This window comes from Asanoa sp. WMMD1127, assembly GCF_029626225.1.
Taxonomy (GTDB): domain Bacteria; phylum Actinomycetota; class Actinomycetes; order Mycobacteriales; family Micromonosporaceae; genus Asanoa.
Window position 1 is genome coordinate 2,541,632 of the sequence record NZ_JARUBP010000001.1, and the last position, 18,607, is coordinate 2,560,238.

An 18,607-nucleotide genomic window follows, 5' to 3' on the forward strand; every position below is an offset into this window, starting at 1 on the left:
GCAAGGGAAGTCGGTTATCCACAGGTCGCGGTGTGACGCTTACGCCGTCGTATCGGATCGTGCATGCTCTGGCGATGCCACAGCGCATAGGTCCTACAAAGCTTCCAGCAGCCGGCCTCGTTCGAGCCGCTCGAAGGCGGGCCGATTTCAGTCAACGTGAGCTGGCGAGGAAGAGCGCCGCAGCGCAAGGCACCATCGCGCGGATCGAATCAGGCGACTTGACGCCGAGCTTGGCGATGATCGAGAAACTACTCGGCGCCTGCGGCTTCCAACTGGTGGCGGTTGATCACGAGGGCTGTGTGCTGCGGCCGATGCGGGACACGGAGGATACGTTGGACGGCGCGGGCAGGCGCTATCCCGCGCACTTGGACGTCATCCTCGACCCACTGCCGGGCGAATGGTGGGCCGACATATACGGATTGGCGAGGCCGCCAGAGACTTTCTACCGCGACCGAGCCCGTCGCGACCGTCAGCGTCGGCGCAGTCAGTGGGAAGTCCGCGTCAAGAAATACAGGTTCGTGCCGCCGCCGCCGACGGCACGCGGTTTCTACGCCTGACCTGCCCGTCCGATGGCCAGGACGGCGGCGCTGCGGCGATTCGTCTATGGATGCAGAGCAAATGCGGGTGAAGAGACACCCCGAGCCCGACGTGGTGGAGCGGCCGGCTCAGGCCGGCCGCTCCAACTGCCGTCAGGCTCAGTCGTCGTTGCGGATGGTGCCGATGGCGACCGGGTCCGCCAGGACCAGGCCCGGGATGCCGGCCACGATCAGGGTCAGGGTTTCGTTCTGTTCGCGTTGGCGGTCGCCCTTGACCGTCACGTCGACCGTGGTCGACGTGGCGCCGGCGGGCAGGGTGCGGCAGCCGATCACCGGGTCGTAGTCGCTGCCCGCCCGGGCCGTCAGGCCCAGGGTGGTGCCGCAGAGGAGGACCGCCTGGGACAGCGGGCGGCTGACCGAGACCGTGAAGCTGAGCGTCGTCGTGCCCGTGTCGCCCTCGGTCAACGCTGCGTCCGCGACCGTCAGAGACGCCCGCGAGCTGAAGCGGGCCACCTGCGGGTCGTGGTCGCTGGAGCCGCGGGAGCCGTCGCCGGCGTGGTTGGCCGGCCAGTCCGCGTTGATGTGGGCCGCCCGCATCTGGACCAGGTCGCCGTACAGCGGCGCGTTGACGAACAGGTGGTCCAAGGTCTGGGACTGGCCCTCGAACGAGTACGAGTACGCGCTCGACGGCACCTCGCGGACCAGGTCCTCCCACAGGTTGTGCAGGCCCGCGTCGTACAGCGGCGCCAGCTGGTCGCCGGGGTTCGCCTGCACCGGGTCGTCGGGGCGCGGGAAGACGTTGAGGTCACCGCCGTAGACGACGCGGGCGTTCGGGTCCGCGCCTTCGATCGCCGTGACGATGGCGGCGCCGTAGCGGGCCTGTTCGCGGCGCTGGCCCACCCGGCCGTCCGGTGTCGACGAGTAGTGGTTGCTCACCGCCCACAGCACCGACTTCTCGTTGCTGCCCGGCGCGGCGGCGACCAGGAACTTCGCCACCTGCGGGGCTCGGGTGAAGACGTCCGAACCGTCCACGCCGGTCGACGTGTCCACGTCGGACGGCAGGTCGGCGTTGAGCGACTTCGGGTTCTGCACGTCGGTGTTGTAGCCCAGCCCGGCCGCCCGGTAGGAGACCGTCGGGTTCGCGCCGAGGACCGCGTCCGTCGCGGACGCCGGGGCCAGCGTGACCCGGTCCGTGCGGTAGAGGAACGCCGCGGTGATGCCACGGTCGTCGGCGCCGTCACGGTCATAGGCAGCGGCGTACGCCGGACCGCCCGTGGCCTTGATGGTCAGCGCCAGCTCCTGGATCGTGTCGGGAGCGCCGTCGGCGTTGTCGGTGGTGCCACAGGCCAGCGTGGCGCCCGAGACCGTGCAGATGTCCTGGTCCTCGGCCTCCTGCACCAGAATCACGTCGGGGCTGTGCAGGTCCCTGGTGATCTGCGAGGCCAGCGCGGCCAACTGGTTGTCGTAGTCGGCCTGGTCCACCGGCACGTAGTCGAACGGCGGGCTCACACCCGGGCAGCCGGTGTTGCCGAGGAAGTCGCAGCCGTCGAACGGGTCGTCGCGGAAGTCGTACAGGTTCTCGACGTTGTAGGTCGCGACCGCGAACTCGTCGTTGCGGTCGGCGGGCCGCGGCGGGTTGTTCCGGGACGGGTCGGCGCCGGCCGCGAACGAGACCTGGCCGGGCTGGATGCCGTACTTCTCGAAGGAGTAGTAGAGCCCACCGACCGCGTCGCTGGTCAGCGTGTCGAACGTGTGCGCCGGCGGCAGCAGCGTCGTGCTGTCGCCGGAGCTGTCCTTCACGCCCATCGAGCCGAACATGATCCGGTTGCCGTTCTCGTCGTCGAACCGCGCCGGGTTGTTGTCGAGCGGGTGCGAGTCACGGAAGACGCGCCGGGCGTACGGGTCGGCCCGGTCCAGCAGCGGGTCGTCCTTGTCGACCACCCACACCTCGGAGTCGGCCGTGCTGGCGAACACGTCGCGGCCACTGACCGCCTGCGCGCCGGCGCGTACCCGCAGCTGCATGCCCTCGTGCCGCTCCCAGAACCGGTCGGCCTCGGCCAGGTCGACCGGCGGCACCGCGTCGGTCACCGCCACGTCGACACCACTGGCCAGCTTGGACACCAGCGAGGCGCTGGCGAGCTGGGTCAGGTTGAAGTACTCCGTGACCCGGGCCCGGATGACGATCTCGTCGCCCACGACCGGCTGGTAGCCGCCGATCAGCGTGGGGAACGTGCTCGTGTAGACGAAGATGCCGTCCGAGGTGAGCGGGTCACCGTCCGCGAAGCCGGACGAGCTCTGCAGGAAGAAGCCGTACTGCACGGCGCCCGCGCTGGTGCGGGACAGCGTCCGCTGGGCGACCACGCCGCGCACGTCGTAGAGCTGCTGGCTGTTGCCGCTGGCCGGGGCGAGCGGCGACCGGTCGGCCTTGCCCTGCTCGGCGTCGGTCGTCTGGCCCTGCACGGCGCCGACCGTCAGCACGCCGTTGACCTGCACGGTGAGCGTGCAGGAGGCGGTCGTGCCGGCGTCGTCGGTCGACGTGAGCGCGACGGCGTAGGTGCCCGCCGGCACGTCGCCGGTCACCGAGACCGTCGCGGTGGCGGTGCCGCCGACGCCGGTCGCCGGGGTGAACCCGGTGCGGCTGATCTCCCCGGCCGCGGGCGTCGGCGTCACGCCGGTGACCACCAGCGAGGTGATCGTGTCGTCGGCGTCGGTCGCGGTGACGTCGCGGGTCGCGGCGGTGCCGGCCGAGGTGACCAGCGCGCTGCCACAGGTGAGCACCGCGGGCGCGTCGACGGGGCCGCCGCCGGTCGAGTGGCTGCCGAGCCCGTCGAACGTGTCGACGGCGAAGCCGTCCCACTGCGCGGCCGGGTCGAACGCGTCGCTCGGGTCGGTGTCGCCGGCGTCGACCGTCGACTTGCGACGCAGGGTGTTGTCGGCCGTGCTCGTGAGCCCCGTGCCCCACTCGGCGCCCGGGTCGACACCGACCTGGCCGAACGAGTCGACGACCGCGTCGCCCTTGCGGAGCACGATCGCGTCGTCGCCGTTCCACAGACCGGAGCCCGTGGTCGCGTCGGCCTGGTCGAGGATCGCCTGGGCCGACGAGGAGTGCGCGAACACGAACACGCCGCCGGCCGCGACCGTGCCGGTGAGGTTCGAGGATAGGCCAGGAGTGGCCGAGCCGTTGAAGTAGACGGACAGCGTGTAGCCGGCGAGGTCGACCGGGGCGCCGGTGCCGTTGTGGAGCTCGACCGCCTTGTTGTTGGACGAGCCCTCGACGTATTCGGAGATGAGCAGATCAGTCGGTGCCGCGAAAGCTCCACTCGAGACGCCGACGAGCGCGGCGGTCGTGGTGAGGGTCGCGGCCGCCAACAGGGCAGGCGCGCGCAACGAGCGCAATGCAGCCTCCAGGGGTGGTGGGGGCAGGGAATACGCAACCAGGGCTGTCTAGCAGCCCTGGGTGGCGATCTAGTGTCGCGTTGCTAAACGCCGCGCTCAAGATGGCGCAGGACGTCGGCCACGTCGGCGCCGTATTCGTACCATTCGCGGTCGGGTTGAAAACCGAGCTCCGCGTTGACCTTGAGCATCGACTCGTTGGCCTGGGCGTTCCAGGTCTGCACCTCGGCCAGCTTGGGTTCCGCCGACCGCAACTCGAAGAGCATGCGGGCCTTGATGGCCCGGTCGATCCCGTAGCCACGGTGGTCCTGGACGACGATCGTGTCGTACTGGTCGGCGCGGGTGGGGTGTTGGGCCGGGACGACGACCTCGGTCAACCCCGCCACGTCGCCGGTCTTCTCGTGGATGGCGAGCACGATGTAGGGCTTCATGCCCCGGCGGTGCAGGCAGTCGAGGCTCGCGCGTAGTCGTTGCGGGTCGTAGGAGCTGGGTCGTAGGTCGAGGTCGCCCTCGTCGATGTCGCGCAGCTCGGCCTTGGCCTTGGCGTAGGCGTCGAGCAGGTCGTCAGGTGGCCCGCCCGGGCAGAACTCCAGGCGGTAGCCGGCCGAGATGCCCCGCGCCATCTCGCCGAGGGTCAGCCAGTCGACCGCGTTGAGGCGGAGCACGCTGCGGGTCTCGGTGTATTCGCGGACGAATCCCATCGACTCGAAGAACGTGACGGCCGGGGTGCCGCCGACCACCTCGGCGCCGATGACGGAGAAGCCTTCGTGGTAGGTCTTGCGGGCGGCCTGGGCCAGCATTTCCCGAGCCAGCCCGGCCCGCCGCGCCTTGGGATGGATCAGCAGCTCGACCACGCCGATGTCGCCGAGGAGGAGCACGTTGGCGTGCCCGGCGACCTTGGGCTGCTTGCCGTTTTCGCTGGGCTCTTCGGCGAGCCAGGAAATGCGTCGCTCGCCCGGCATCGTCTCGGCCAGGTATTCGCGGAGATAACTTTCCTGCCACAGCGGGTCATCCGGGAGGTCCGCCATCAGCACCGCGTTCAAGCTGTCGAGCATTGCCCTGAGCTCGTCGGTGGAGGCGGTTTTCGGATCCCACTCGCGCACCATCACCTGTCTAGCTTGCCGCTAACGGGTCCGACGCGAAAGGCCTTAGTTCTCCAAAGTGCCGATCCAGTCACGCTACGTGCGGCTCCTGGTGCCGTAGTCATTGGCCGCAGTGAACACGTCGTCGGCGTATCGCCGCACGTCGTTGTAGCTGAGGATGGCGCCCCACCAGTCCTGGGGGTTGGTCAGGTCCCGTCCGTTACGACACAGATAGTTAGCTGCTGCGAGAGCTGCGTCGTCGATGTCGTGTGGGTCCTTGACGCCGTCGTTGTCCGCATCGACGCCGGAGCTGGTCCAGGTGGTGGGGATGAACTGCATAGGACCAACCGCCCGGTCGTACGTCGGGTCGCCGTCCATCTGCCCGTTGTCGGTGTCGGTGATCCGCTGGCGCCCGCCCTGCCCGTCGAGCGGCAGCCCGACGATGTGCGGGTAGGCCTGGCCGGCCGCGGTCAGCGTGGCCCCGCCGGCCGTGCCGTGCGCCGACTCCACCTTGCCGATCGCGGCCAGCGTGGTCCACGACAGCCGGCAGGCCGGGGTGGACTGCCCGACGACGAGCTCGGCGTAGCCGTAGGCGCGGACGGCGGTGGCGCTGATGCCGACCTTCATGGCGACCTGCTGCGCCCAGCTGTTGAGCACGTCCGCGGGCTGCGCGCCGCCGACGACCGGCGGCGGGACGCCCGGACCCTGGGTGGTCGGCGTGGTGGTCGGGAACGTGGGGAACCCGGTCGGGAAGCCGCCGTCGGTCGGCGCGACGCCGGTCGGCAGCGCGTTGCCCGGCAAGGTCGCGTCGGACGGGAGGTCGCTGGGCGTGCCGGCCGGGGCGGGGTGCGCGGCCGGCGGCGCGTTGGCCGGCAGCACCACGGCGCCGGCGACCGCGGTCATCCCGACGAGCGCGAACAGCAGCACGCCGGGCAGCACCAGCCGGCCGCTCGGGCGGCGGGACCAACTGCCGAACGCCGCCGCGCCGGACCGGACCCGTTCGCTGCCGGGGAAGCCTCGGCGCACCGGCCGCTCGATGCCGGGTGGCGGGCGCCGGGCCGGATCCCAGTCGTCGGCCAGGTCGATGTCGACTTTGGTGGGTGGGTCGGGATCGGCCGGTGGCCGCTGGTCGGGCACGGAAGCGCGCAACTGCGACGCAGCGGTCGGTGTGTCCTCCCCGGCACCCACGTGAAAGAGCCTACCGATCCAGGTGCGGGATCCGGTACGGCGGAGGTCGTACCCTGTCTGGCATGCCCCGGTATGAGTTCCGTTGCCGCGCCTGCGGCAGCACCTTCGAAGTCAACCGTCCGATGGCCGAAGCGTCGGCGCCCGCCCAGTGCCCCGACGGCCACGCCGACACGGTCAAGCTGCTCTCCACGGTCGCCGTCGGCGGTCGCGGTGGCGCCGCGCCCGCGCCCGCGGGTGGTGGTGGCGGAGGCTGCTGCGGCGGCGCCTGCGGCTGCTGACGCACACATCCTGACCCCCGGTCGATCATCCGTTGGTGCCGCCAAGGCTGGCCGACGGTGCCGCAACCACCTGACCGCCAACCGAGTTACTCAGCCGTGAACCGCGGGCCGGACACCCGCGGTTAACCCCGGCGTGGCACGTAGCTCCAGGTGGGAGCGGGTTTTTCGACCTTGGGCCCCCGCCGGGCCAGCCGAACCTACGATGCGCCGGCTGTCCGGAGTGCGGCAGCATGGACCCGACTTCCAGGGGGGCGGAGGTTCTAGGCGTGCCGGGACGAGTTCACCTTCCCAGTGGGTTGGTGACTTTCTTGTTCACCGACATCGAGGGCTCGACGCGACTGGCCCAGATGCTCGGTGCGGGTTACCGGCCGGTGCTCACGGAGCACCGGCGACTCCTGCGCGCCACGCTCGCGGCCAACCACGGCGTCGAGCTGTTCACCGAGGGCGACTCGTTCTTCATCGCGTTCGACGACGCGGCCGCCGCCCTCGACGCCTGCGTCACCGCCCAGCGCGCCCTGGCCAACCACGACTGGCCGACGCCGGAGTCCGCGCCCCGCGTGCGGATGGGCCTGCACACCGGCCACGCGGTCCCGCTAGCTGGGGAATACGCGAGCCCCGAGGTGCACCGCGCCGCCCGGATCGCCGCCGCCGCGCACGGTGGCCAGGTGCTGCTCTCCGCGGCGACCGCACACCACGCCGCCCCGCTGCCCGCCGACGCCTCGCTGATCGACCTGGGCCTGCACCGGCTGCGCGGCTTCGACGACCGGGAACGCCTCTTCCAACTGGTCGCACCCGGTCTGGCCCGCGACTTCCCGCGCCCCCGCACGGTCGACGAGGCCGTGCACAACCTGCCGACCCAGGTGACCTCGTTCGTCGGCCGGCAGACCGAGCGGGCCGAGCTGTCGACCCTGCTGCGCGACAACCGGCTCGTCACCGTCGTCGGCGCGGGCGGGGCCGGCAAGACCCGGGTCGCCGTGGAGGTGGCCGGGCCGCTCGTCGACGCGTACCCGGACGGGGTCTGGTTCGTCGACATCGCCACCGTCACCGACCCCGGCCTGGTCGCCTTCGCGATCGCCGCGGTCTTCGGCCTGCGCCCGGAGCCCGGCCGCCCGATGATCGACACGCTGGTCGACCACGCGGCCGGCAAGCGCATGCTGCTCATGCTCGACACCTGCGACGCGCAGCCCCGCGCGTCCGCCGAGGCCATCTCCCGGCTGCTGACCGGCGGCAGCGCGTTGCGCGTGCTGGCCACCAGCCGCGAGCCGTGCGGGCTGCCCGGTGAGGTCGTATGGCGCATCCCTCCGCTCTCGACGGAGCCCGGGCCCGGCGGCGGGCCCAGCGACGCGATGGCGCTGCTGCTCGACCGCACCGCGGCGGCCCGCGGCGGCCGGCGCGGCGGCCTGACGGAGTCGACCGAGCTGCACCGCGTGGTGGCGCGGCTCGACGGCCTGCCGCTGGCGATCGAGCTGGCCGCCGCCCGGCTGCGGGTGCTCTCGGCCAGCCAGCTCGCCGAGCGGCTCGACGACGTGCTCGGCACGCTCGACGCCGGCCGCGAGGACGCCGGCGACGGGCTCGCCGGCTATGCCGCCGTCGACCAGGACGCCGGCGGCCAGGAAGACACGATCGACCTCAACGCGGCGGCCCTCGGCGGCGCCCGCAGCCCGCAGACCCGGGCCGCCCTGCGTTCGGCGACCCAGCGGCACGCGACGATGCAGGCGACCGTCACGTGGTCCTACCGCACACTCGGCCCACGGGCCGCCCGGCTGCTGCGCTGGCTGTCGGTGTTCGCCGGCCCGGTCGACCTGGCCACCGTGGAGTGGCTGCTCGACGACGACCCGCTCGACCCGCTCGCGGTGCTGGTCGACAAGTCGATGATCCAGGTCGAGCCGCACGGCGCCGCGAGCACCTACCGGATCCTCGACCCCATCCGGGCGTACGCCGCCCGCCGCCTGGTCGACGCCGGCGAGGAGCAGGGCGCCCGGGACCGGCACGTCGCGTGGTGCGCGCACGCGCTGCAGCGGGTGTTCCACGGCGCCGACGGCCGGCCGGTGACGCTCTCGCTGGCCGCCCTCGACCCGCTCGCCGACGAGGTGCGGGCCGCGCTGCGCTGGACGGCCACCGGCGGCAGCGCCCGGATGGGCCTGCGCCTGGCCAGCGGGCTCGACCAGTGGTGGCGCGAGCGGGGGCTGGCCCGGGAAGGCCGGCTCTGGCTGTTCCGGCTCTACGGGCGGATCGCCGAGACCGGCGAGCCGATCCCCGACGCCGAGCTGGCCGCCGCCTACCACATGCACTCGCAGCACGCCGCGGCCGACGGCGAGTTCGCCGAGGAGCTGCGGTTCGCCCAGCGGGCCGAGGCCGCCGCGCTCCAGGCGGGCGACGCCGGCCTGCTGGCGCGGGTGATCGCGGGCCGGGCCGGGCCGCTGATCGACATGGGCCGGCTCACCGAGGCCGAGCGGGCCAGCCGCGACGTGATGGAGTGGGCCACCGAGAACGGCGTCGCCAGCGAGGCCCTGGTCGCGGTGCTGAGCCTGGCCGAGCTGCTGTGGCAACGGGGCGCACTCGACGAGGCCGCCGAGCTGCTCGGCGCCGCCCGCCCGCTCGAGGCCGCCCGGCCCCCCGAGCGCGGCCGGCGCACCGTCGACATGCTGCTCGGCATGGTCGCCCTGGCCCGTGGCGACCTGGTCGCGGCCCACGACCACCTGGTCGTCGCGTTGCGCTCACGGATGGCGTACGGCTTCCGGGGTCGGGCCTGCGACAGCCTCAACGCGATGGCCGTCCGGTGCGCGCACGGCGGCGACCCGAAGACGGCGGCCCGGCTGTTCGGTGCGGCCCAGGCGACGCGGACGACCCAGCGCGGCGCGGGCGGGCTGTTCGCGGCCTACTGGTCCAAGGAGCAGGCGGCGACTCGGGCGGTGCTCGGCGACGCGGCCTTCGACGCGGCCTACGCCGCCGGCGCCGAGCTCACGCTCGAGCAGGCGGCCGCGATGGCCCTCGCGGTCGAGCACCCCGACCTGGCGGCCGGCTCGAGCCGGTTCGCGGCCGACCCCATGACGGCCCAGCCGATGGGCGACGAGCCGACGACCGCCAACCTGACCGAGGCCGAGCCGCCCCGGCCACGGGAGGCCCGGCACCGCGCCGACCACCGCCAGGCCGCCGCCGAGCCCGCCCGTGAGGTGGAGATCGACACGACCGTGGTCCTGCGGGAGCAGCGCCGCACCCGCGACGCCAAGGGCGATCCGCAGCCGCCGCATCCCCGCCGGTCCCGCACCTACCGGGGCGCCCTGATCGGCGACAGCGAGGCCGAAAACACCTAGGGCCCCGAATCCGCGCTGGCTTGCCTTAAGGTGTGGGCGTGCGGGAGACGGCGTGATCCATTTTCCCCGGGTGCGCCAGAGTCCACTGCGGGCGCTCGGCGTGCGGCTGTTGGCGGCCGTGGCGCTCGTCGCGCTGATCGTCCTGATCGTCTACATCGACCGGGACGGCTACCGCGACGTGACCGACACGCCGTTGTCGCTGCTCGACTGCGCCTACTACGCCGTGGTGACGCTCTCCACCACCGGCTACGGCGACATCACCCCGGTCACCGAGTCGGCTCGCTTGATCAACGTCTTCGTCGTCACCCCGGCCCGCGTGCTCTTCCTGATCATCCTGGTCGGCACGACCCTCGAGGTGCTGACCGAGCAGTACCGCACCAACCTGCGGCTGACCCGGTGGAGGAAGAAAGTGAAGGACCACGTGATCATCTGCGGGTACGGCACGAAGGGCCGGGCCGCCGTCAACGTGCTCCTGGAGAACGGCTTCGACAAGAGCAAGATCGTGGTGGTCGAGCGGGACCGGACGTCCCTGCGGTCGGCCGTCGCCAACGGCCTGGTCGGCATCGAAGGCTCGGCGACCCGGTCCGCCACCTTGCTGGAGGCGCACGTCAAGGACGCCAAGGCGGTCATCATCGCGACCCACGCCGACGACGCCGCGGTGCTGGTGACGCTGACCGTCCGCCAGCTCACCGCCGGCAAGGTGCGGATCATCGCGGCGGCCCGGGAGTCGGAGAACGCGCCCCTGTTGCGGCAGAGCGGCGCGCACCACGTGGTCGTGTCGGCCTCGACCGCCGGCCGGCTGCTCGGCCTGTCGACCTCGGCGCCGCCGCTGATCGAGGTCGTCGAGGACCTCCTGACCCCCGGGCAGGGCATGGCGCTGGCGATGCGCTCGGCCGAGCGCCGCGAGGTCGGCCAGGCGCCCCGCGAGCTCGAACCGCTGGTGATCGCGCTGGTCCGCCGGGGCAAGGTCGTCTCGGTGGCGGAACCGGCCGGTCTCACGATCGAGACCGGTGACATGTTGGTCTACGTACGCGACGACCGGCCCTCCGCGGTGGCGGAAGGCCGGTCGACGTAAACCCTGTTACAGGATCGTCCAGGTGTCGCCGCTGGTCAGCAGGCCGGCGAGCTGCTCTTCGGGCGTGCCGGTGGCCTTCGCCTTGGCGGACTCGGTCTGCTCGCGGACCCGCTCGTCGTAGGACGAGCGATCCACCTTGCGGAACACCCCGATCGGCGTGTTGCGCAGGTCGAGCCCGGGCAGGCGGGACAGCGCGAACGCGTACGCTGGCTCGGCGACCGTGGCGTCGTGCACCACGATGTCGGCCGGGTCGACGGTCGCCGTCTCGCGCACCTCGAGCCCGAAGCCGCCCGGCGGGTGCACCACGCACCGCTGTCCCTCGGCCCCGAACGTGATCGGCTGGCCGTGCTCGAGCCGGATCAGGTAGTCGTCGCGGGTGGCCGGGTCCTTCAGCGTCTCGAAGGCGCCGTCGTTGAAGATGTTGCAGTTCTGGTAGATCTCGACGAACGCGGAGCCCTGGTGCTCGGCCGCGGCCCGCAGCACCGACTGCAGGTGCTTGCGGTCGGAGTCGAGGGTGCGGGCGACGAAGGTGGCCTCCGCGCCCAGCGCCAGGGAGAGCGGGTTGAACGGCGCGTCCGCCGACCCGACCGGCGTCGACTTGGTGATCTTGCCCAGCTCGGACGTCGGCGAGTATTGCCCCTTGGTCAGGCCGTAGATCCGGTTGTTGAACAGCAGGATCTTCAGGTTGACGTTGCGGCGCAGCGCGTGGATCAGGTGGTTGCCGCCGATCGACAGCGCGTCGCCGTCGCCGGTGACCACCCAGACCGACAGGTCGGGCCGGCTCACCGACAGGCCGGTGGCGATCGCCGGGGCCCGGCCGTGGATCGAGTGCATCCCGTAGGTGTTCATGTAGTACGGGAAGCGCGACGAACAGCCGATGCCCGACACGAACACGGTGCGCTCGCGCGGGATCTGCAGCTCCGGCATGAACGACTGCACGGCCGCGAGGATCGCGTAGTCACCGCAGCCGGGGCACCAGCGCACCTCCTGGTCGGACTTGAAGTCCTTCTGGGTGAGCTTCACAGCGACGGGGTTAGCCATTCTTTACAACTTCCTCGAGCATCGACTCAAGCTTCGCGGCCGTGAACGGCAGGCCGCTGACCTGGTTGTAAGGGATGGCGTCGATCAGGTAGCGACCACGGATCACGTGGGCCAGCTGGCCGAGGTTCATCTCCGGGATCACCACGCGGTCGTACGCCTTGAGCACCTCACCGAGGTTCGCGGGCATCGGCGACAGGTGCCGCAGGTGCGCCTGGGCGACCGGCAGGCCGCGCTGGCGCAGGGCCCGGCAGGCGGCGCCGATCGGGCCGTAGGTCGAGCCCCAGCCCAGCACCAGCGTGCGCGCGTCGCCGTCGGGGTCCTCGACCTCGACGTCGGGCACGGGGATCGCCTCGATCCGGGCGGCCCGGGTGCGCACCATGAAGTCGTGGTTGGCCGGGTCGTACGAGATGTCGCCGGTCTTGTCGGCCTTTTCCAGGCCGCCGATGCGGTGCTCCAGCCCAGGCGTGCCCGGGATCGCCCACGGGCGGGCCATCGTCACCGGGTCGCGCAGGTAGGGCAGGAACGTCTTGCCGTCCTCGCCGTTGGGCTGGGTCGCGAACTCGACCCGCAGGTCGGGCAGCGCGTCGACCTCGGGCAGCAGCCACGGTTCGGAGCCGTTGGCGACGTAGTTGTCGGACAGCAGGATCACCGGCGTGCGGTAGGTCAGCGCGATCCGGGCGGCCTCGAGCGCGGCGAAGAAGCAGTCGGACGGCGACCGGGGCGCGACCACCGCGACCGGCGCCTCGCCGTGCCGGCCGAACAGCGCCATGTTGAGGTCGGCCTGCTCGGTCTTGGTCGGCATGCCGGTCGACGGGCCGGCCCGCTGCACGTCGATGATGACGAGCGGCAGCTCCAGCGCCACGGCCAGCGAGATGGTCTCGCCCTTGAGCGCGACGCCCGGCCCCGAAGTGGTGGTGATGCCCAGGCTGCCGCCGTACGACGCACCGAGCGCGGCGCCGATGGCGGCGATCTCGTCCTCGGCCTGCATCGTCGTCACGCCGAAGCGCTTGTGCTTGCTCAGCTCGTGCAGGATGTCGGACGCCGGAGTGATCGGGTAGGCGCCGAGGAACACGGGCAGGCCCGAGCGCACGCCGGCGGCGACGAGACCCAGCGACAGGGCCTGGTTGCCGGTGATGTTGCGGTAGGTGCCGGGGTTCATCCGGGCCGGCTTGACCTCGTAGCGGACACCGAAGTCCTCGGTGGTCTCGCCGAAGTTCCAGCCGGCCTTGAACGCCGCGATGTTGGCCGCGACCAGCTCCGGCCGGGCGGCGAACTTGCGCTCGAGGAACCGGATCGTCGACTCGTAGGGCCGCGAGTACATCCAGGACAGCAGGCCGAGGGCGAACATGTTCTTCGCGCGCTCGGCGTCCTTCTTCGACACCTCGTGCTCGGCCAGCGCGCCGATCGTCATCGACGTCAGCGCGACCGGATGCAGCGCGTAGCCGTCGAGCGAGCCGTCCTCGAGCGGGTTCGCCGCGTAGCCGACCTTGGTCAGGTTGCGCTTGGTGAACTCGTCGGTGTTGACGATGATGTCGGCGCCGCGCGGCAGGTCACCCACGTTGGCCTTGAGCGCGGCGGGGTTCATCGCGACCAGCACGTTGGGGGAGTCACCCGGGGTGAGGATGTCGTAGTCGGCGAAGTGCACCTGGAAGCTCGAGACACCGGGCAGAGTGCCGGCGGGCGCCCGGATCTCGGCGGGGAAGTTCGGGAGAGTCGAGATGTCGTTGCCGAGCTGCGCGGTCTCCGAGGTGAACCGATCGCCGGTGAGCTGCATGCCGTCGCCGGAGTCGCCAGCGAAGCGGATGACCACGCGATCCAGTTGACGGACCTGTTTGGCCACGAGAAGCTGACCTCCTTGCCGGACGGCGGCGGCGGGGTCGCGCGTCGTTGGGCCGTCCCGCTCCATGTTGTGTCTTGGAAAAGCGTACGTCCCGAGAACAGCCTTTCCACGTACCGGGTCCCGCCCGGTGAGACGACCTTCTCACGTCCGGGTCAGGCTTACCTTACTTGTGAGCGAAAGCACTGGTCGTCGGCCTAGTCCGCGGCCGGCACCTCGAGGCGCGTGGTGCTGTCGTCTTCCATACCGCGGCGCAGCGACGTGGTCGCCAGCGTGATCGCCAGGATCACCAGGAGGATGGACACCACCACGAGGGCGAGCGCGGTCTTCTGGACTCCCGACAGACCCTGGTCACCGGAGACCGGCGCGAAGCCACCGATCACGCCCTGTGACGCGGTCGCCCCGACAGCACCGGAGGGGGTCGCCGACGGCGTGGCGGTGGCGGCGTCGGCGGTGATCCGGAAGCTCATCTGCACCCGCTTGGTGTCGCCACCGGCGGTCAGCATGCCGAACGCCGCGCCCGAGAGCGGGGCGAGCCGCTGCGCCTCGATCGTGGCCCGCAGCGGCAGCGTGGTCGTGATCGCCTGGTCGGGCGCCAGCCGGCCCAGCTCGCAGCGCGTGCGGTCGCCCTTCGCGGCGCACCCACCCGGATGCTGGGCGACCGTCACGCCGGCCGGCAGCAGCACTTCCACCGCGCCGGTCGACATCGCGTCACCGGTGTTGGTCAGCCGGATCTCGAGGTTGGCCGGCGCGTCGGGCCGGCCGAAGTTGACCTCGCCGGCGGCCAGGTTGATGCCGGGCACCGGCGGGCCGGGCGGGAACAGCACCGCGAAGCCTTGGTTGTCGCCGATGGTGCCCAGGTCGGCCCGGCCGGGCGCGTCGGCCGTGACGTCGACCGAACCGCTCAGTGGCATCCTCCGCCACGCGTCGCCGGCCACCTTCACCTTGATCGAGGTGGAGAACCGCAGGCCGGGGCCGACGGTCCAGGAGCCGCAGACGTACGTGCGTCCGGCTGACCGCGCGCAGCCCGGTGTGCCGGCGTCGGTGATGCCGACGGGCAACGTGTAGCGCATGGTCATCCGCTCGAGGATCGAGCCGGTGTTGGCCACCACGACGCGCAGGTCGGTGTAGGTGGCGCGGCGCGACCAGTAGCCGTTGCCGAGCGTGATGTCGCTGGTCCAGACCAGGGCGCCGAGCCGCGGCTGTTGCCCCGGGTTGACCGGACCGGGCCGCTGCGGAGGCACGACGGTGGGCACCGGGACGCCGGTCGGCTCGCTGGTCGGTGGGTCGGACGGCGGATCCGTCGGCGGGTCGGTCTCCGGGTTGGTGGGCGGCGGCACGCTCGGTGACTCCGACTCGGTCGGCGACTCGGTGGGCGTCGGCGACTCGGGTTCGGGGCTGGGGGGATCCTCTTCCGGGTCGGGATCGGGGTCGACCTGGTCGTCGCTCGGATCGAGGGCCCTGGTGACCCCGCTCGGGCCGGTCGCGGTGGCGCCCACCGACGGGATGGTCACCACGGCGGCCATCACGCCGGCCGCCATGAGGCCGGCGACCAGCGCGCGCAGCAGCGCGTACGCGCGGCGTTCGCTCGGCATTGCTCCTCCGGCCTTCTGTTCGGGTCCTTCATTATTCGGCGATAGTTGCTACTCAGCACCCGTCGGTCGGAAACAAAACCGTAACTCCCGTCGCCGCGGCGGTAGAGTCCCCGGACATGACGGGATACCTCGGGTCGTACGCGACGTTGGGGCTCCTGTTGGTCGCCAGCGTCCTGATCTTCGTCGGGGCGTTCACCGCCAACCGCCTGCTCAGCCCGGCGGAGCCGGCCGAGCCCGCCGGGAAGCGCGCGACCTACGAGAGCGGCATCGACCCGGTCGGCGGCGACTGGGCGCAGATGCAGATCCGCTATTACGTCTACGCGTACCTTTATGTGCTTTTCGCGGTCGAGGCCGTTTTTCTCTTTCCATGGGCGGTCGTCTTCGACCGGCCGGGCTTCGGCGCGACCACGGTCGTCGAGATGGCCATCTTCGTCGCCGTGCTGGCGCTCGGCATCCTCTACGCCTGGCGCAAGAAGATCCTGAGCTGGACCTAGGCCAGGCCGCGGCGGGAGACGGCCGGGGGTCGGTCGCCGCGGATCGAGGCCACCGTGTCGAGCACGCGGCGGGTCTCCTTCACCTGGTGCGCGCGGAAGAGGCGGGCCCCGAGCCAGGCGGAGACCGCGGTCGCCGCGAGCGTGCCCTCCAGCCGCTGGTCGACGGGCACGTCGAGGGTCTCGCCGATGAAGTCCTTGTTGGACAGCGCGACCAGCACCGGCCAGCCGGTTGCCACCAGGTCGCCCAGCCTTCGGGTGAGCTCGAGCGAGTGCCGGGTGTTCTTGCCGAAGTCGTGCGCGGGGTCGACCACGATGCCGTCCGGTCGCACGCCCAGCGCCTCGGCCCGGCGGGCCAGCGCGGTGACCGTGCCGACGGCGTCCGCCACCACGTCGGCGAAGGCCGCCCGGTGCGGCCGGGTGCGCGGTCGCAGGCCGCCGGCGTGGGTGCAGACCAGCCCGGCCCCGGTGGCGGCGGCGACCTCGGCCAGTCGCGGGTCGGCGCCGGCCCACGTGTCGTTGATCAGGTCCGCGCCGGCCGCGACCGCCTCGGTGGCGACCTCGGCCCGCCAGGTGTCGATCGAGATCACCACGTCCGGGAAGGCGGCGCGGACGGCGGCCACGGTGGCGACCGTACGGGTGATCTCCTCGGTCGGGTCGACGTCGTCGCCGGGACCGGCCTTGACGCCCCCGATGTCGATGATGTCGGCGCCGTCGCCGATCGCCGCCTCGACCGCGCGCAGGGCGGCGTCGGCGGCATAGGTGGCGCCCCGGTCGAAGAACGAGTCCGGTGTCCGGTTGACGATCGCCATCACCACGAGGTCGGTCGGGCCGAACGTACGCGGACCGAGCCGCAAGTCGCCCGACATGTGCGCTCCTCCTCATCCGGCCGCCGTAGGACGTCCGGCTTGATCCTTGCCCGCGAAGGTGGACGACGGGGTGGCGGGGTCGACCCTCCCGGCGTGACATGCCACGATCGGGCGTATGGGTCAGCTACTCCTTATTGTGGTCGTCGCGGTCACCGTCGCGGCGGTCGTGTTCGGCGTGACCGTGCTGGTCAGCGGGCGCGACCCGGGCCTCTCGCCCGCCGAGCCCGACGGGCGCGCGTTACCGCTGCCCACGACCCGGCCACTGCGGGAGTCCGACCTCGGCGACGTGCGCTTCGACCTGGCGACGCGGGGCTACCGGATGGCGCAGGTCGACCAGGCGCTGCGCCGAGCGGCCTACGACATCGGCTACAAGGACGAGCTGATCGGCGTGCTCGAGGCCGAGGTCAACGCGCTGCGCGAGGGCCGGGTGCTCGACGCCGACGCGCTCCGGCGGGCCCGCGAGGCGGCCCAGGCGCCGACGCCGGCGCCGGCCCCGACCGGCGAACCGGGCAAGCCCGGGTGGACCGAGTTCACCCGCCCGGCTGAAGCTGACGAAGTCGCCGACGAGCCCGCGGCAGCCGCGGTGACCTCGGCATCGGTGGCCGCTGATCTCGACGCCGACAAGTCGGGCGGCCGGACGTCCGCGACGTCGACCGACGCTCAGGCGGACGAAGTGTCGACCGGCAGCGCGGCCACGGCGGCCGATGCGAAGCAGGCTGGTGCCGGAGGCGCCGTGGCGGCGGACGCGGATCAGGCTGGTGCTGAGACCACCCTGCCGGCGGATGCGGATCGGGCTGGTGCCGGGACCACCCTGCCGGCGGATGCGGACCAGGCTGGCGCTGGGTCTGCCCTGGCGGCGGACGCTGACCGCGTGAGTGCCGGGACCGCAGCTGCGGACCAGGCGGGTGCCCAGCCCGCGGTGCCGGCGGTGGCGGCCGCGGAGGTCGACGCCGATCCGGCGGAGGCCTCGGCCAAGGACGCGGTGGCGGCCTGGGAGGAGACCCCCGGTTCGACCGCGCCGGAGTGGCCGCTCGCCGAGCCCGCGGCCACCGCCGAGCCGACGATCACGTCCGGGTCGGCAGTCGCCGCCGAGCCGGCTCCTTCCGGCGCTGAGCAGGCCGCCGACCCTGATCGCAGCCCGGAGGCGGCCACGGCGCCGGAGCAGGCTTCCGGCCGCCGGCGCGCGGCCCGCGCGGACGACGAGGCCGGCCTCGATTCGAACGGCGAGCCGACGGCGACGAAGCCGCGCGCGCCCCGGAAGGCCGCGACCCGGGCCGCCCGCCCGGCCAAGCGCGCCGCGGCGGCGCTCGCCGAGCCCGACGACGCCGGCTCGCTGACCGTTTCACCGGAAAGCGCGCCCATCGCGAAATCGGCCATCGGGTCTGATTCCGTGACACCGGCGGAAGACGCGCGCCGATGAGAGAGGAAGACCTTCGCGAGGCCGCCCAGCCGGGCGCCGGTGAGGTGACCGCGACGGTGATCGTCAACGCGCCCGCGAAGCAGGTCTACGAGGCGTTCATCTCGTGGCGGCGCCAGGGCGAGTGGATCCCGTTCACCACGGTCCGGGTGGTCTCCGGCGACGGCGGCGAGGGCAGCGTCATCGAGGCGGTCACGGCGATCGGCCCGGCCGTGCTCCGCGACGAGATGCGGGTGGCCCACCTGGACCCGCCGTACGAGGTGCGGGTCATCCACCAGGGCAAGCTCCTGCGCGGCCCGGGCGTGCTGCGCTGCACCCCGATGGGCCAGGACCGCACACAGGTGGTCTGGCACGAGTGGTTCCACCTGCCCGGCGGCGCCGCGGGCCGGGTCGCCTGGCCGGTGCTGTGGCCGGGTTCGAAGCTGAGCCTCACCCAGGCCCTGAAGCGTTTCGCCCGCCTGGTCGAGGCGGGCCGGTTGCCGTGAGGACTG

The 18,607-nt window shown here is 72.2% G+C and carries 13 protein-coding genes and 1 pseudogene; 7 read left to right on the forward strand and 7 right to left on the reverse strand.

Annotated elements, in window-relative coordinates; genetic code table 11:
* Nucleotides 1-74 precede the first annotated feature (74 nt).
* Nucleotides 75-557 carry a helix-turn-helix transcriptional regulator gene (locus O7635_RS12235; RefSeq protein WP_278085457.1) on the forward strand — a complete coding sequence of 161 codons (483 nt, stop codon included), beginning with the start codon at nt 75-77 and terminating at the stop codon, nt 555-557.
* Nucleotides 558-695: 138 nt separating this feature from the next.
* On the opposite strand, the gene O7635_RS12240 is transcribed toward O7635_RS12235, so the two are convergent.
* The 3 genes from O7635_RS12240 to O7635_RS12250 form a co-directional block, all read right to left on the reverse strand.
* Complete coding sequence (locus O7635_RS12240) at nt 696-3,932, reverse strand: lamin tail domain-containing protein (protein WP_278080530.1); 3,237 nt, start codon at nt 3,930-3,932, stop codon at nt 696-698.
* Between the two features lie 83 nt (nt 3,933-4,015).
* Complete coding sequence (locus O7635_RS12245; RefSeq protein WP_278085458.1) at nt 4,016-5,035, reverse strand: GNAT family N-acetyltransferase; 1,020 nt, start codon at nt 5,033-5,035, stop codon at nt 4,016-4,018.
* A 72-nt stretch (nt 5,036-5,107) separates the two neighbouring features.
* Nucleotides 5,108-6,199, reverse strand: coding sequence for a lytic murein transglycosylase (locus tag O7635_RS12250; RefSeq protein WP_278080531.1), 1,092 nt, complete (start codon nt 6,197-6,199; stop codon nt 5,108-5,110).
* Nucleotides 6,200-6,261: 62 nt separating this feature from the next.
* On the opposite strand from O7635_RS12250, the gene O7635_RS12255 reads away from it, so the two are divergent.
* The 3 genes from O7635_RS12255 to O7635_RS12265 all read left to right on the forward strand — a co-directional run bounded on the left by O7635_RS12255 (nt 6,262) and on the right by O7635_RS12265 (nt 10,866).
* Nucleotides 6,262-6,477, forward strand: a complete 216-nt coding sequence (locus O7635_RS12255; protein ID WP_278080532.1) for a zinc ribbon domain-containing protein — start codon at nt 6,262-6,264, stop codon at nt 6,475-6,477.
* A 266-nt stretch (nt 6,478-6,743) separates the two neighbouring features.
* Nucleotides 6,744-9,791 carry an adenylate/guanylate cyclase domain-containing protein gene (locus tag O7635_RS12260; protein WP_278080533.1) on the forward strand — a complete coding sequence of 1,016 codons (3,048 nt, stop codon included), beginning with the start codon at nt 6,744-6,746 and terminating at the stop codon, nt 9,789-9,791.
* 52 nt (nt 9,792-9,843) lie between these two features.
* The gene (locus O7635_RS12265) at nt 9,844-10,866 is read left to right on the forward strand and encodes a potassium channel family protein (protein WP_278080534.1); all 1,023 of its coding nucleotides are present in this window, start codon (nt 9,844-9,846) and stop codon (nt 10,864-10,866) included.
* Between the two features lie 6 nt (nt 10,867-10,872).
* On the opposite strand, the gene O7635_RS12270 is transcribed toward O7635_RS12265, so the two are convergent.
* The 3 genes from O7635_RS12270 to O7635_RS12280 all read right to left on the reverse strand — a co-directional run bounded on the left by O7635_RS12270 (nt 10,873) and on the right by O7635_RS12280 (nt 15,339).
* Nucleotides 10,873-11,907 carry a 2-oxoacid:ferredoxin oxidoreductase subunit beta gene (locus tag O7635_RS12270; protein WP_278080535.1) on the reverse strand — a complete coding sequence of 345 codons (1,035 nt, stop codon included), beginning with the start codon at nt 11,905-11,907 and terminating at the stop codon, nt 10,873-10,875.
* Nucleotides 11,900-13,747 carry a 2-oxoacid:acceptor oxidoreductase subunit alpha gene (locus O7635_RS12275; protein WP_278080536.1) on the reverse strand — a complete coding sequence of 616 codons (1,848 nt, stop codon included), beginning with the start codon at nt 13,745-13,747 and terminating at the stop codon, nt 11,900-11,902. The genes O7635_RS12270 and O7635_RS12275 overlap by 8 nt, the downstream gene beginning before the upstream one ends.
* A gap of 194 nt (nt 13,748-13,941) precedes the next feature.
* The gene (locus tag O7635_RS12280; RefSeq protein ID WP_278080537.1) at nt 13,942-15,339 is read right to left on the reverse strand and encodes a hypothetical protein; all 1,398 of its coding nucleotides are present in this window, start codon (nt 15,337-15,339) and stop codon (nt 13,942-13,944) included.
* Between the two features lie 116 nt (nt 15,340-15,455).
* Here O7635_RS12280 and ndhC point away from each other — a divergent pair, with 116 nt between their 5' ends.
* Nucleotides 15,456-15,833, forward strand: coding sequence for an NADH-quinone oxidoreductase subunit A (gene ndhC, locus O7635_RS12285; RefSeq protein WP_278080538.1), 378 nt, complete (start codon nt 15,456-15,458; stop codon nt 15,831-15,833).
* On the opposite strand, the gene folP is transcribed toward ndhC, so the two are convergent.
* Entirely contained in the window at nt 15,830-16,699 is an 870-nt protein-coding gene (gene folP, locus O7635_RS12290) for a dihydropteroate synthase (protein ID WP_278080539.1), read from the reverse strand. The genes ndhC and folP overlap by 4 nt on opposite strands.
* 115 nt (nt 16,700-16,814) lie before the next feature.
* Between folP and O7635_RS12295 the strand changes: the two are divergent.
* Together O7635_RS12295 and O7635_RS12300 are read left to right on the forward strand one after the other, a co-directional pair.
* Nucleotides 16,815-17,162 (forward strand): annotated as a pseudogene (locus O7635_RS12295) (DivIVA domain-containing protein); the annotation flags it as partial.
* Between the two features lie 953 nt (nt 17,163-18,115).
* Nucleotides 18,116-18,601 (forward strand): SRPBCC family protein, encoded by a 486-nt coding sequence (locus O7635_RS12300; RefSeq protein WP_278080540.1) that lies wholly within the window; start codon nt 18,116-18,118, stop codon nt 18,599-18,601.
* Nucleotides 18,602-18,607 lie beyond the last annotated feature (6 nt).

What these genes read in the sequence shown, in the direction of transcription:
- O7635_RS12245 (WP_278085458.1), bottom strand. Translation starts at nt 5,035, where the DNA reads ATGGTGCGCGAGTGGGATCCGAAAACCGCCTCCACCGACGAGCTCAGG.
- O7635_RS12255 (WP_278080532.1), top strand. Translation starts at nt 6,262, where the DNA reads ATGCCCCGGTATGAGTTCCGTTGCCGCGCCTGCGGCAGCACCTTCGAA.
- folP (WP_278080539.1), bottom strand. Translation starts at nt 16,699, where the DNA reads ATGTCGGGCGACTTGCGGCTCGGTCCGCGTACGTTCGGCCCGACCGAC.
- O7635_RS12235 (WP_278085457.1), top strand. Translation starts at nt 75, where the DNA reads ATGCCACAGCGCATAGGTCCTACAAAGCTTCCAGCAGCCGGCCTCGTT.
- ndhC (WP_278080538.1), top strand. Translation starts at nt 15,456, where the DNA reads ATGACGGGATACCTCGGGTCGTACGCGACGTTGGGGCTCCTGTTGGTC.
- O7635_RS12300 (WP_278080540.1), top strand. Translation starts at nt 18,116, where the DNA reads ATGAGAGAGGAAGACCTTCGCGAGGCCGCCCAGCCGGGCGCCGGTGAG.
- O7635_RS12270 (WP_278080535.1), bottom strand. Translation starts at nt 11,907, where the DNA reads ATGGCTAACCCCGTCGCTGTGAAGCTCACCCAGAAGGACTTCAAGTCC.
- O7635_RS12280 (WP_278080537.1), bottom strand. Translation starts at nt 15,339, where the DNA reads ATGCCGAGCGAACGCCGCGCGTACGCGCTGCTGCGCGCGCTGGTCGCC.